13 protein-coding genes and 1 tRNA gene are annotated in these 13,164 nt (G+C 61.7%); all 14 read right to left on the bottom strand.

Annotation, left to right across the window (positions count from 1 at the left end):
* Positions 1-116 precede the first annotated feature (116 nt).
* Complete coding sequence (gene rpoB, locus AC0L3I_RS35275; protein WP_473487414.1) at positions 117-4,253, bottom strand: DNA-directed RNA polymerase subunit beta; 4,137 nt, start codon at positions 4,251-4,253, stop codon at positions 117-119.
* A gap of 252 nt (positions 4,254-4,505) precedes the next feature.
* A complete protein-coding gene (gene rplL, locus AC0L3I_RS35270) occupies positions 4,506-4,883 on the bottom strand; it encodes a 50S ribosomal protein L7/L12 (RefSeq protein ID WP_023680442.1) in 378 nt (125 codons plus the stop codon).
* Between the two features lie 54 nt (positions 4,884-4,937).
* A complete protein-coding gene (gene rplJ / locus AC0L3I_RS35265) occupies positions 4,938-5,456 on the bottom strand; it encodes a 50S ribosomal protein L10 (RefSeq protein ID WP_023798119.1) in 519 nt (172 codons plus the stop codon).
* A gap of 414 nt (positions 5,457-5,870) precedes the next feature.
* A complete protein-coding gene (gene rplA / locus AC0L3I_RS35260) occupies positions 5,871-6,569 on the bottom strand; it encodes a 50S ribosomal protein L1 (RefSeq protein ID WP_095494992.1) in 699 nt (232 codons plus the stop codon).
* Between the two features lie 4 nt (positions 6,570-6,573).
* The gene (gene rplK, locus AC0L3I_RS35255; protein WP_029352163.1) at positions 6,574-7,002 is read right to left on the bottom strand and encodes a 50S ribosomal protein L11; all 429 of its coding nucleotides are present in this window, start codon (positions 7,000-7,002) and stop codon (positions 6,574-6,576) included.
* 171 nt (positions 7,003-7,173) lie between these two features.
* Positions 7,174-7,701, bottom strand: a complete 528-nt coding sequence (nusG, locus tag AC0L3I_RS35250; RefSeq protein ID WP_006333333.1) for a transcription termination/antitermination protein NusG — start codon at positions 7,699-7,701, stop codon at positions 7,174-7,176.
* Positions 7,702-7,728: 27 nt separating this feature from the next.
* A complete protein-coding gene (secE, locus tag AC0L3I_RS35245; RefSeq protein WP_013531408.1) occupies positions 7,729-7,932 on the bottom strand; it encodes a preprotein translocase subunit SecE in 204 nt (67 codons plus the stop codon).
* A gap of 371 nt (positions 7,933-8,303) precedes the next feature.
* A tRNA-Trp gene (locus tag AC0L3I_RS35240) sits at positions 8,304-8,379 on the bottom strand.
* 35 nt (positions 8,380-8,414) lie between these two features.
* Positions 8,415-8,924 (bottom strand): metal-dependent hydrolase, encoded by a 510-nt coding sequence (locus AC0L3I_RS35235; protein WP_473487413.1) that lies wholly within the window; start codon positions 8,922-8,924, stop codon positions 8,415-8,417.
* A gap of 102 nt (positions 8,925-9,026) precedes the next feature.
* Positions 9,027-9,509 (bottom strand): group II truncated hemoglobin, encoded by a 483-nt coding sequence (locus AC0L3I_RS35230; protein ID WP_473487412.1) that lies wholly within the window; start codon positions 9,507-9,509, stop codon positions 9,027-9,029.
* Positions 9,510-9,609: 100 nt separating this feature from the next.
* The gene (locus AC0L3I_RS35225) at positions 9,610-11,277 is read right to left on the bottom strand and encodes a COG3904 family protein (protein WP_473530018.1); all 1,668 of its coding nucleotides are present in this window, start codon (positions 11,275-11,277) and stop codon (positions 9,610-9,612) included.
* A 177-nt stretch (positions 11,278-11,454) separates the two neighbouring features.
* Positions 11,455-11,664, bottom strand: a complete 210-nt coding sequence (locus AC0L3I_RS35220; protein ID WP_473487410.1) for a hypothetical protein — start codon at positions 11,662-11,664, stop codon at positions 11,455-11,457.
* Between the two features lie 21 nt (positions 11,665-11,685).
* Entirely contained in the window at positions 11,686-12,888 is a 1,203-nt protein-coding gene (locus AC0L3I_RS35215; protein ID WP_473530017.1) for a COG3904 family protein, read from the bottom strand.
* 200 nt (positions 12,889-13,088) lie between these two features.
* The coding region (locus AC0L3I_RS35210; RefSeq protein ID WP_454589835.1) for an EF-Tu C-terminal domain-related protein at positions 13,089-13,164 on the bottom strand (76 nt) is incomplete at its 5' end.

The following is a 13,164-nucleotide window of genomic DNA, read 5'->3' as shown; positions in this document are numbered from 1 at the left end:
GGGCCCCCCCAAAACCCCTTCCACCCCCGCGCGCCACACCCCCCCCCCTATTTGCCCGCCCTCCGCCTTAATATTTGGGGGGGCCCGGGGGCGCCCGCCGCGCCCGCACGTCTTGCTCACTCGGCCGCGTCGGGCAGCCGAACCGGGTTGTCGTCCAGCTTGGTGTTCTCCAGCTCGACATTGAGGCCCAGAGACCGCATTTCCTTGACGAGAACGTTGAAGCTCTCGGGAATGCCGGCCTCGAACGTGTCGTCGCCTCTGACGATCGCTTCGTAGACCTTGGTGCGGCCGGCGACGTCGTCCGACTTCACCGTCAGCATCTCCTGCAACGTGTAGGCGGCGCCGTACGCTTCGAGCGCCCAGACCTCCATCTCGCCGAAGCGCTGGCCACCGAACTGCGCCTTGCCGCCCAGCGGCTGCTGAGTAACGAGCGAGTACGGCCCGATCGAACGCGCGTGGATCTTGTCGTCCACAAGGTGGTGAAGCTTGAGCATATATATGTAGCCCATCGTCACTTTGCGATCGAACGGCTCGCCGGTGCGTCCGTCATAGAGCTGCGACTGACCGCTGGTGTGCAGGCCCGCCTGCTCCAGCATGATGTTGATGTCGGCCTCGTGCGCGCCGTCGAACACCGGTGTCGCGATGGAGACCCCGCGGCGCATCTGTTCACTGAGGCGAACGACACTCTCGTCGTCATAGTCGCGGATCGGCTCGTTGCGGTCGTTGGCCGGCATGAAGCTTTCGAGCGTCTTGCGCAGCGGCTTGATGTCACCGGCCGTCTTGTAGGCGTCGATCAGATCGCCGATCTTCCTGCCCATTCCGGCGCAAGCCCAGCCCAGATGCGTTTCCAGGATCTGGCCGACATTCATGCGGCTCGGCACACCCAGCGGGTTGAGCACGATATCGGCATGCGTGCCGTCCTCGAGGAACGGCATGTCCTCGACCGGAACGATCCGCGACACGACACCCTTGTTGCCGTGCCGGCCGGCCATCTTGTCGCCAGGCTGCATCTTGCGCTTCACGGCCACGAAGACCTTGACCATCTTCATGACGCCGGGAGGCATCTCGTCGCCGCGCTGCACCTTCTCGACCTTGTCCATGAAGCGCTGTTCGAGCGCCTTCTTGGAATCGTCGTACTGGCCACGCAGGGCTTCCAGTTCACTCTGGAGCTTTTCGTTCTCCACCGCAAACTGCCACCACTGCGAACGCGGATACTCGTCGAGCGTGTCCTTCGACAGCTTCGAGCCTTTCTTGAAGCCCTTCGGCCCGGCAATCGCGTCCTTGCCGACGAGAACGTCGGACAGGCGCGAATAGACGTTGCGGTCGAGGATCGCCTGCTCGTCGTCGCGGTCTTTGGCGAGGCGTTCGATCTCCTCGCGTTCGATCGCCATGGCGCGCTCGTCCTTCTCCACACCGTGGCGGTTGAAGACGCGCACTTCGACGACGGTGCCGAAGGTTCCGGGCGGCATGCGCATGGAGGTGTCACGCACGTCCGATGCCTTTTCGCCGAAGATGGCGCGCAGAAGCTTTTCTTCCGGCGTCATCGGGCTTTCGCCCTTCGGTGTGATCTTGCCGACCAGGATGTCGCCCGGCTGCACTTCCGCACCGATATAGACGATGCCGGCCTCGTCGAGGTTTTTCAGCGCTTCTTCCGACACGTTGGGAATGTCGCGCGTGATCTCCTCCGGGCCGAGCTTGGTGTCGCGCGCCATGACCTCGAACTCCTCGATATGGATCGAGGTGAAGACGTCGTCGGCGACGATGCGCTCGGACAAGAGGATCGAGTCCTCGTAGTTGTAGCCGTTCCACGGCATGAACGCGACCAGCACGTTGCGGCCGAGCGCCAGATCGCCGAGTTCGGTCGACGGACCGTCGGCGATGATGTCGCCCTTGTTGACCCGGTCACCCATGCGCACCAGCGGACGCTGGTTGATGCAGGTGTTCTGGTTCGAACGCTGGAACTTCATCAGCCGGTAGATGTCGACGCCGGACTTGCCGGGATCGAGATCTTCCGTGGCACGGATGACGATACGCGTCGCGTCCACCTGGTCGACGATGCCGCCGCGGCGGGCGCCGATGGCGGCGCCCGAGTCACGGGCGACGATCGGCTCCATGCCGGTGCCGACAAACGGCGCTTCGGCGCGCACCAGCGGCACGGCCTGACGCTGCATGTTCGAGCCCATCAGCGCGCGGTTGGCGTCGTCGTTCTCGAGGAACGGGATCAGGGCCGCGGCCACCGAGACCATCTGCTTCGGCGATACGTCCATCAGATCGACGTTTTCGCGCGGCGCCATCATCACTTCGCCGGCATTGCGGCAAATGACGAATTCGTCGACGAAACCACCATTCTTGTCGAGCTCGGCATTGGCCTGCGCGACGTGGTGCTTGGCCTCTTCCATCGCCGACAGATAGACGACCTCATTGGTCAGCTTGCCGTTGACGATCTTGCGGTACGGGCTCTCGATGAAGCCGTACTTGTTGACGCGCGCGAAGGTGGCCAGCGAGTTGATCAGGCCGATGTTCGGGCCTTCCGGCGTCTCGATCGGGCAGATGCGGCCGTAATGCGTCGGGTGCACGTCGCGCACCTCGAAGCCGGCGCGCTCGCGGGTCAGACCACCGGGTCCAAGCGCAGAGAGACGGCGCTTGTGGGTGATCTCCGACAGCGGGTTGGTCTGGTCCATGAACTGCGACAGCTGCGAGGAACCGAAGAACTCGCGCACGGCGGCAGCCGCCGGCTTGGCGTTGATCAGGTCCTGCGGCATCACCGTGTCGATCTCGATCGAGGACATGCGCTCCTTGATCGCGCGCTCCATGCGCAGCAGGCCGACGCGGTACTGGTTCTCCATCAGCTCGCCGACCGAACGCACGCGGCGATTGCCGAGATTGTCGATGTCGTCGATCTCGCCCTTGCCGTCACGCAGTTCGACCAGCGTCTTGACCACGGCCAGGATGTCGTCCTTGCGCAACACGCGCACGGTATCCTCGGCCTTGAGCTCGAGGCGCATGTTCATCTTGACGCGGCCGACGGCCGACAGATCATAGCGCTCGCTGTCGAAGAACAGCGAGTTGAACATGGCTTCGGCGGTTTCGAGCGTCGGCGGCTCGCCGGGGCGCATAACGCGGTAGATGTCGAACAGCGCGTCCTGGCGGCTCTCGTTCTTGTCGACGTTGAGCGTGTTGCGGATATAGGCGCCGACATTGACGTGGTCGATGTCGAGAACCTTGATCTCGTCATCGCCGGCGCTGAGAAGCACCTTCAGCGTCTTTTCATCGATCTCGTCGCCGGCTTCGAGGAAAATCTCGCCGGTCGCGTAGTTGACGATGTCCTCGGCAAGGTAGTTGCCGAGCAGATCCTCGTCGGTCGCCTTGATCGCTTTGAGACCCTTTTCGCCGAGCTGGCGAGCCTGGCGGGCAGTGATCTTCTTGCCGGCTTCGACGACGACCTCATTGGTGTCTGCATCGACCAGGTCGCCAACCGCCTTGAGGCCGCGGAAACGCTCGACGTTGAACGGGATGCGCCAATGGTCGCCAGCGCGCTTGTAGGTGATCTTGTTGTAGAAGGTCGACAGGATCTCCTCGCCGTCCATGCCGAGCGCCATCAACAGCGACGACACCGGAATCTTGCGGCGGCGGTCGATGCGGGCGTGCACGACGTCCTTCGAGTCGAACTCGATGTCGAGCCACGAGCCGCGATAGGGGATGACCCGCGCGGCAAACAGCAGCTTGCCGGACGAATGCGACTTGCCCTTGTCATGGTCGAAGAAGACGCCCGGCGAACGGTGCATCTGCGAGACGATGACACGCTCGGTGCCGTTGACGATGAAAGTGCCGTTCAAGGTCATGAGCGGCATGTCGCCCATGTAGACGTCCTGCTCCTTGATGTCCTTGATCGACTTGGCGCCGGTATCCTCGTCGATATCGAACACGATGAGGCGCAGCGTCACCTTGAGTGGCGCGGCATAGGTCAGGTCGCGCTGACGGCATTCGTCAACATCGAATTTCGGTGCTTCGAACTCGTACTTCACGAATTCCAGCATCGAGGAGCCGGAAAAGTCGGAAATCGGGAACACCGATTTGAAAACCGCCTGCAGTCCCTCGTCAGGACGCCCGCCCTTGGGCTCCTCGACCATCAGGAACTGGTCATAGGATGCCTTCTGAACCTCGATCAGGTTCGGCATCTCCGCAACTTCTGGAATCTTTCCGAAGAATTTGCGTACGCGTCTGCGGCCATTGAAAGTTTGTGTCTGGGCCATCGTCGCTCCTTAGCTCGATTCTCGGGGCGAGCCTCGCCGCGGCTCGCCTTGCATTCTCGGCCACCTCGGCGGCGGCCTTTATTTGTTCACCCGCCACCTGTCGGTGGCCGGCCAAAACGGGAGAAAACCCGTTTCCTGAAGGCCGGTTCACGGCCCTCAGGAAAGAGGTTTTCGTACTCTTCGCGTTACGCAGCCTCCCTTCGCGCCAAGGGAGTGGCGGACGGCGCGAAGCCGCCCGCCGATATCAAACGCTTACTTCAGTTCGACCTTGGCGCCGGCTGCTTCCAGCTGGGCCTTGAACTTGTCCGCGTCGGCCTTGGAAACAGCTTCCTTGACCGGCTTCGGAGCCGCCTCGACCAGGTCCTTGGCTTCCTTGAGGCCAAGACCAGTGATGGCGCGAACTTCCTTGATGACGTTGATCTTCTGAGCGCCCGCCTCGGTGAGGACGACGTCGAATTCCGTCTTTTCCTCGACCGGAGCAGCAGCAGCCGCGGCACCGCCAGCGGCGGCAACCGCCACCGGAGCAGCAGCGGAAACGCCCCACTTTTCTTCCAGAAGCTTCGACAGCTCGGCCGCCTCGAGGACGGTCAGCTTCGAAAGGTCGTCTACGATCTTTGCCAGATCAGCCATTGCAATATTCCTTCATAAGGTTCGAACGTGTGTTTGTGATAGCGAGGAACGGCCTCATGCCGCCTCGTCCTTCCGGGCGTAAGCGCCGATGACACGCGCGACCGAAGCCGCAGGCGCATTGACGATCTGGGCGATCCGGGTTGCCGGCGTGGCGATCATGCCAACCAGCCTAGCGCGCAGCTCATCGAGCGACGGAAGTGTGGCGAGTGCCTTCACACCGTCGGCGTTGAGCGAGGTGGTGCCCATTGCGCCGCCGAGAATGACGAGCTTGTCATTTCCCTTGGCGAAATCGGACGCGACCTTCGGCGCCGCAATCGGATCCTCCGAATAGGCGATCAGCGTCTGTCCCTTGAACAGGTCGATGATCGATGCGGAGTCCGTGCCCTGAAGAGCGATTTTGGCGAGACGGTTCTTCGCGACTTTGACGGTGCCACCGGCGACACGCATTTTCGACCGAAGGTCGTTCATTTGCGCGACGGTGATACCGGCGTAGTGGGCCACGACGACTGAACCAGCGCCCGAAAACGCTTCATTCAGGCCCGTGACGAGTTCGCGTTTTTCCGCTCTGTCCACTGCCTATCTCCAGTTGACCCCAATCCTGTTAACGGGAACATTCCCATTACGAGGACAGGCGTCGGGTTGCCTTTTTGCCGGTCGGGCCATCCAGTAACGGATCTCCCGAACGACGCTCGAGGATCCTGCCCCCTTTCGCCACACCAGCCGGCAAGCCGAATGGTGCGCAGACAAAAGGCAAACACGGTTCGAACCTTTCATTGGAGCAGTCGCTCCGTTGTCCGGTCTTCACCCGTCTCATGCAGGCCCACATGAATTAAGGCCCCCCTTGAACTAAGGCTTGGGGCCGCCCGCAATCTCGGACAGGATGTCCGGAAGCCTTCCGACTTCCGGTACCGGGCCGCCAAGATAAGTCGGAGGCCCGGAATTCTGTTTGCGGATCAGCCCTTTAGCGGCCGATCCAAATAGTTCGTATCAGGACGCCGCCAGCGTCGAGACGTCGAGCTTGAGGCCCGGGCCCATCGTCGAGGTGACCGACACCTTCTTGACGTAGTTGCCCTTGGCACCAGCCGGCTTGGCCCTGTTCACCGCGTCGGCGAAGGCGCGGACGTTCTCTTCCAGCGCCTTGACGTCGAACGAGATCTTGCCGACGCCGCCATGAACGATGCCGGCCTTCTCGACGCGGAACTCGACCGCGCCGCCCTTCGACGCCTTGACGGCGGCGGTAACGTCGGTGGTGACAGTGCCGACCTTCGGGTTCGGCATCATGCCGCGCGGGCCGAGCACCTTGCCCAGACGGCCGACCAGCGGCATCATATCCGGCGTGGCGATGCAGCGATCGAAGTCGATCGTGCCCTTCTGGACGATGTCGACCAGATCCTCGGCGCCAACGATATCGGCGCCGGCCGCCTTGGCTTCCTCGGCCTTGTCGCCACGCGCGAAAACGGCGACGCGGACGGTACGGCCGGTGCCGTTCGGCAGATTAACCACGCCACGGACCATCTGGTCGGCATGGCGCGGGTCGACACCCAGGTTCATCGCGATTTCAACGGTCTCGTCGAACTTCACCGAGGACCGGTCCTTGAGCAGCTTCAGGGCATCACCCAAGGCATAGGCCTTGTTGGGATCGATGCCTTCGCGGGTCTTCGATACACGCTTTGCAATCTTTGCCATGATCTCAGCCCACCACTTCCAGACCCATCGAGCGGGCGGAGCCCTCGACCATGCGCATGGCCCCCTCGATATCGGTCGCGTTCAGATCCTTCATCTTCTGCTCGGCGATGGCGCGCACCTTGTCGCGGCCAATCGTGCCGGCCTTGACCTTGCCCGGCTCCTTCGAGCCCGACTTCAGGTTCGCGGCCTTCTTCAGGAAGTAGCTCACCGGTGGCGTCTTCATGACGAAGGTGAACGACTTGTCCTGGTAGTACGTGATGACGACCGGAATCGGCGATCCCTTTTCCATTTCCTGGGTCTGCGCGTTGAACGCCTTGCAGAACTCCATGATGTTGATGCCGCGCTGACCAAGCGCCGGTCCGATCGGGGGCGACGGCGTCGCCGAGCCCGCGGAAACCTGGAGCTTGAGCTGGCCTGCAATTTTCTTAGCCATCTCTTTCCTGCCTTTATCTCATGCCGGCCCCACTATCTGGGCAACACCGGCGGTTGCAGTCTGGTGGTGCGGTTCCTGCGGCCGGCTAAAGCCGCATTCGCCTCCCACCCGTTTTGGCCGCGATTTCCACGCCGCCCCCCTCACCGCCGCATGGGCGACAAGGATTTCGGATCAGCCTTTTTCGACCTGTCCGAATTCGAGATCGACCGGCACGGCGCGCCCGAAGATCGAAACTTCCACCTTGAGCCGCGCCCGCTCCTCGTCCACTTCCTGGACAAAACCGTTGAACGACGCGAACGGACCGTCCGAGACGCGGATCGCCTCGCCGATCTCGAAAGTGACCGACGGCTTCGGCCGCTCGACGCCTTCCTGCACTTGGTTCAGGATGCGCTGCGCCTCGGCCTCGGTGATCGGAACCGGCTTCGAGTCACCCAGAAAGCCGGTGACCTTCGGCGTGTTCTTCACCAGCGAGAACACCGCGTCGGTCAGGTTGGCCTTCAGGAGCACGTAGCCCGGGAAGAACTTGCGCTCGGCATCGACCTTGCGGCCGCGGCGTATCTCGACGACCTTCTCGGTCGGCACCACGATCTGCTCGATGTCAGCGGACAGGCCCTTCTGCTTGGCCTTGTTCTCGATGTCCTCGGCGACCTTTTTTTCAAAGTTCGAATAGGCGTGGACGATGTACCACCGCGCAGTCATCTCAAGACTTCTCCGTAATCGCCGGACTTAGCGTCCAATGCCCAGAATCTGCTCGACCGCGAGGCCCATGAGCTGATCGGCAGTAAAGAAAAAGATCATCGCGATCACAGCGAACGCCAGAACCATTACCGTCGAGATCATCGTTTCGCGCCGCGACGGCCAAGTCACCTTGGCGGTCTCCGCGCGAACCTGCTGGAGAAAGACGAAAGGATTTGTGGTTTTCGAAGCCATGTGCCGCCTGTCTGCGAGACCCGTTGACCGGATCTCCTGGATGATCCCGCTGGCCGGGATGTGCCGCCTGAGCCTGTGTTCGCGCCGAATCAGCGCAATCATTTCGCCCATGCAAATCGGACGCGTAAAGCCGGATTCCCAGCTCCACGCGTCGCGTGTCTGTTTCGTCTACATAAAACCGATTCTTGATCCACGCAAGTGGCAAGTGTCCGCTTTATGACAAACGCCGCATCGGAACCATCCAGTCGTCCCGTCCCGGCTATGGGCGCTCTTATGCCTCAAAACAGCCTATATGGCAAGCCACCGCGCGATTTTCAAAAGGCCGATGCGTAGAAGATCAGACATTTTCATGAATTGGCCATTTCGAAAAATGGCACGGGCAGCAGGGCTCGAACCTACGACCTGCGGTTTTGGAGACCGCCGCTCTACCAACTGAGCTATGCCCGTATCGCGCGCTGCTATTTCATAAAGCGGACAAGAACTCAAGTCGAGTTTTTAGGCGTGGCCGCGACGAGCTGCGATCGTCGAAATCCGAGGGCCAGCGCCCAGGCGCATATGAGAAGTTCGAGAGCAAAAGTCCAGTGCAGCATGAAGCTCATGACCCAATTGCGGTACATGGCCGGAACCGTGACGAGTTCGAGCGCATGCCGGTCGAACGGCATTAGCCACATTATAGGCGAGGCCACGCTGTCCAGGATCATATGCATCATTGCGGCGGCAAAGAAGGCGCCGACTGGGGCCAGATATCGCTGATCACGCCATCTCGCGAGCGACAATGCCACAAGGCCGGCCGCTGCCCAGAAGAGCGGCCAATGCGTGATGTAGGCGTGGTGATGGGTCTGGCGGCCATCGACAAAATGGAAGTAGAGCATGTCGATATCCGGGAAGACGCTGCCGAGCATAGCCGCCGCCATGATCCCCGATCTGCCGGGCCAACGGTTTCGCGCGAAAGTACCGAGTATGTAGCCAGCCGGAAGATGAGCGATCAGCATCACCAAACCTCGTTCATTGCCGAATCGCTCGAACGTCGCGGCATATTGTGGCGCATTCAGGAAGGGTCACCCCGCTTCGCCCCAAGCGGGCTAGCGAGAGGGCTATTTCGCGCTCGGCGGCTTGTACGGTCCGCCGGGCACGCCCCAGCCCCAGGCCGGCATCGGTTCCGTCTCCGGGTCGCAGGTCTCGCCAAGGTTGGAGTTCATCTTCGCCAGCCGCGACCCCCATTCGACATAGGCAGTGAAAGCCGAGCGGAACTCCGGATCGTCCGGCAACCCGACTTCATCGGCGGCATCAGCGAGCAGATTGATCCAGCGGCGGCGCTGTTCCTCGCTCAGATGCTTGCCGAGATGGTGCATCACCATCTCGCGGTGGCCGCCATGCTCTTCGCTGTAGGTCTTCGGTCCGCCAAAGACCTCGCCGATGAAGGCCGCGACATGGGCAGGATGGTCCGGCGACATGTTTTTGAACACCGGGCCGACGATCGGATCCTGAAACACCTTGCCGTAGAAGGTTTGGGTCAGGCGGTTCAGCGCTTCGGTGCCGCCGGCCCATTCGAACAATGTCGGGACGTCCTCGTTCATCAGCGATCCTCGATTGCAGCTGACAGCGACGATAGCGGAACGATCGTGCGGAGCTCAACCTGCCTCGATGGCCAGTCTGGCCGGCTGCGGTGTCTGCACCTTACAACTTGACCGGCGCGTCGGCCTGAACCTCGGACGTCGACACCACGCGGCAATTCTCCGGCATTGGCTCCGATTTGCAGATGGTCGGACCGGTAAACTCATCTGCCGATTCAAGCCCGGTCGTCAGCCCGACTTTCAGCATCATCTCGGGTTCGAGCTGCCGATGGCGCGAGGCCGGCACCGACCGCATCGCCACCAGCAGGCCGGGTCCGACTGCCATGTCTTTGAGATAGGTTTTGACCCGCTGCTCCAACCCCATCGAATGCACGGTCAACTGCGCGCGCGGACCGACAAGGCGTCTGACACCGCCGGCAAGCATGATCGGACAGGCCGCGCCACATTCGCCGCTCGCATCGATCGTGAGCCCGACATAGACGCCATCCTCGGCGGTGCAATCCGCCTTGTCCGGCTCGCATCCAATGAAGTCCGTCCGCGCAACCGCCACGTCGAGCTTGCGTTCTCGAATCAGCCTTCCGGCGGCCAGAGCACCGAGCACGTCACCTCCCGGCGAGTTGATCACCACGGGCAGTCGCCGATCACCGATCGTGTCCAGCAGTTGGCGCAACCGTTCCGGCGTTTGAGCGCTAATCATGCCTTCAGCGGAGATCCATTCGGGACAGTTGGGATCGCAGAGAAAACTTCTGCCTCGAACCAGAACGAAGCGCATATCGCCAACATCGGCCCGGTGCACGGTTTCGGGTTCGAGCGACGCGGCGGGAGCGGGCTTGGCGTACGCCACCACGTCGCCGGCCGGCGCCGGTATTTCTCTACAGTTCGCGGCCACCGGATCGGTGTCGCATAGGGTTGCCGCGGTCAGCAGGTCGACGGCATCCAGGCTGGTAACCAGCTTCGTCTGCAGCATGTCGTAGGGGGTCAGTTGCTGAATGGTGCTGGCCGGCGTGTTCTTCATCGTCTCGAGCACGGCCTGGCCGACGCCCATTTCGTTCAGATAGGCCGCCAGTCTTTTCTCCACCGACTTGCTCATCTCGTAGGTCTTGTAGCTGCCGGCGTTCTTGCGGCCGACGACCTTCTTGCTGAGGATCTTCTTCTTGCCTCTCACCACGCGATAGGTGGTCCGGTACTGCAATTTCGTCCGGATGTAGGTCGTGGTGATTTGATGGACGCCGAGATAGGCCCATTGACCGACGACGCGCCTGATGCCGCCGGCAAACATCAGCGGACAAGCGGAATTGCAAATCGCGCCGTCGGCATAGGCATTGCCGAAATAGCGAGCGCCTTTCCCGTCTTTTTCCTTGCAATCCTTGGCATCGGGCTGGCAACCGGTGAACCCGGTTTTGCCGACCGCAATATCGAGCTTGTTCTTGCGGATCAGCCGGCCAAGCGCCAGCGCCGCTTCGACGTTACCGCCGGGAGAATCCACGACAACGGGCAGTTTTCGGCCACCAAGCCCCTTGAGTGTGCGTTTGAACAGGGCCGGCGTGCCGGCTTCTATCGAGCCTTCAGCCGATATCCATTCCGGGCAGGTCGGTTCGCAACCAGGCGCGCTGCTGCGGACGACGACAAACCGCATCGTCGGGCCAAGATCCGGCGCGGATTTTTTGGTGTTCGCCGCGAAGGCAGCGTGTTCCATGACTAGGAACGATGCCAGGCAGATCACCCCAAGCATCCACCATGTCTGGCCATTCAGACGGTGCCATAGAACCATTCGGGCAAGCCCCCGCAATGCAAGCTATACTAGTTCAGCTTTGAAGGCTTGCAACAGGGTTTTGCGACGCCGCAGGCGCCGGCTGTAACCAAAAAGCAAGACGGGCGGCTCGAAGACCGCCCTTTCGCATCGGATATCGGCCGGCAACGCCGGCCCCGATTATTGGCCGGCGCGAAGCTACAGCTCCGGGGGCGCCGCGGCCTCGGCGTTGGCTGACGGCGTGACCCTGCAATTGTCGGGCTTCGGCAGCGACTTGCAGATGGTGTCGCCGGTCAGTTCGTCCACCGATTGAGGACCCGTCGTCAGCCCGAGCTGCAGCATCGCGTCGGGTTCGAGTTGGGCAGCCCGAGGACCGCCCTTTTCTGTCTCGATCTCCGGCTGGCGCAACCAGTCGCATACCCCGGCTGATCATGGCTTCATATCCGATGATGTGTACGGGCCACTCGCCACGCCCCAACGCCAAGCCGGCATTGGTTCCATCTCAGGATCACAGGTGGAGCTCGCCCCAGCTACCCGCGATCCCCCTCCGATGCAGGCTATGAGGGTTTGCGGGGGATTGCCGTACGACCCTTCGTCGCCGGCATTGGTCACCTGCGTGGCCGGCTGAGAAATTAGGACTTGAGCCGGTTGAGAAGGTCCGGCCTTCGCCTCGATCGCTGCCGCCTCGGGCGGCTTGGCATTCGCAGGGATCTCTCTGCAGTTCGCCGGCGCAGGACTCCGCCGGCATTTGCCCGCCCGCGTAAGTATGTCGAGGGAGTCCCTGCTGGTGACCAGCTTCATGGTCAGCATGTCGTCGAGGGCGATCTGCCGGATATCACTGGCGGGCGTGGCCTTCATTACGTCAAGAACGCCCCGGCCGACGCCCATCTCCCTGAGATAGGCCGACAGCCTCCTCTCAAGCGCCTTGCTCATCTCATAGGTCTTGTAGCCGACATTGTCTTGAGTGACGGTTTCTGTGGTGACCTTGTATTTTTTGCCCCGCACAACCCGATAGGTGGTTCGATATTGCCGTGTGGTGCGGAAATGGGTCGTAGTGATCTGATGGACGCCTAGATGGGCCCAACCGCCGACCACGCGTCCGACGCCTCCGGCAAACATCAGCGGACATGCGGAGTTGCACATGGCACCACCGTCGGACGCAATGCCGAAATATGCAGCGCCCTTGCCGTCATTGGCCCGGCAATCCTTCATCCCCGGCCAACAATCGGAAAACTTGGTCGTACCGACGGCGATATCGAGCTTGTTTTTGCGGATTATTCGACCAAGCTGGAGCGCAGCATCGACATTGCCGCCCGGGGAATTGACGATGATCGGCAGTTTTCGGCGGCCGAGCGTCTTCAATATACGCTTGAGTTTAGCTGGGGTGCCGGCCTCGATTGCGCCTTCTGCCGAAATCCATTCCGGACAATTAGGCTCGCAACCGGTCGCATTGCTGCGCACGACGACGAGTTGCATCTCCGAAAAACCATCTGACGAACTGCCCGGAAGGTACCATGACTTCGGATCCCATGTCTTCGGATCGGAGACATCCTCGGCCTTCGCAGCGAAGCCAGCCATCGCCATGGCGACCACCAGCGCCAGACTAACCAGCCCGCGCCACCACCGTGCCATACTGTCTGAACGGCGTCCCGGAACCACGTTTGGCAAAAGCCCCCTCGATGCAACCTATACTAGTTGACATGGCGGGGCTTGCAACAGCTTTCGAAATTACGGCGTGCCCGCTTCAACGAGGCCGCCACGCAAGGCTTCAACGAAGAAAGGGCGGCCCGAAAACCGCCCTTCCCTGTCGATCCGGCGGATGCCGGCGTCTATTACTCTTTGATGGTGACGACGATGCCGGCACCGACGGTGCGGCCGCCTTCACGGATGGCGAAGCGCAGCTTCTCT

The sequence above is a fragment of the Mesorhizobium sp. WSM4840 genome (assembly GCF_055811755.1).
Note: the sequence above shows the minus strand (reverse complement) of the source record. Positions and strands in the feature narration are given on the sequence as shown.

Excerpts from the sequence above, each read along its gene's own strand:
- rpoB (WP_473487414.1), bottom strand. The coding sequence starts at position 4,253 with ATGGCCCAGACACAAACTTTCAATGGCCGCAGACGCGTACGCAAATTC.
- nusG (WP_006333333.1), bottom strand. The coding sequence starts at position 7,701 with ATGACTGCGCGGTGGTACATCGTCCACGCCTATTCGAACTTTGAAAAA.
- AC0L3I_RS35225 (WP_473530018.1), bottom strand. The coding sequence starts at position 11,277 with ATGGTTCTATGGCACCGTCTGAATGGCCAGACATGGTGGATGCTTGGG.
- rplA (WP_095494992.1), bottom strand. The coding sequence starts at position 6,569 with ATGGCAAAGATTGCAAAGCGTGTATCGAAGACCCGCGAAGGCATCGAT.
- AC0L3I_RS35230 (WP_473487412.1), bottom strand. The coding sequence starts at position 9,509 with ATGAACGAGGACGTCCCGACATTGTTCGAATGGGCCGGCGGCACCGAA.
- AC0L3I_RS35215 (WP_473530017.1), bottom strand. The coding sequence starts at position 12,888 with ATGGCACGGTGGTGGCGCGGGCTGGTTAGTCTGGCGCTGGTGGTCGCC.
- rplL (WP_023680442.1), bottom strand. The coding sequence starts at position 4,883 with ATGGCTGATCTGGCAAAGATCGTAGACGACCTTTCGAAGCTGACCGTC.
- rplK (WP_029352163.1), bottom strand. The coding sequence starts at position 7,002 with ATGGCTAAGAAAATTGCAGGCCAGCTCAAGCTCCAGGTTTCCGCGGGC.
- secE (WP_013531408.1), bottom strand. The coding sequence starts at position 7,932 with ATGGCTTCGAAAACCACAAATCCTTTCGTCTTTCTCCAGCAGGTTCGC.
- AC0L3I_RS35235 (WP_473487413.1), bottom strand. The coding sequence starts at position 8,924 with ATGCTGATCGCTCATCTTCCGGCTGGCTACATACTCGGTACTTTCGCG.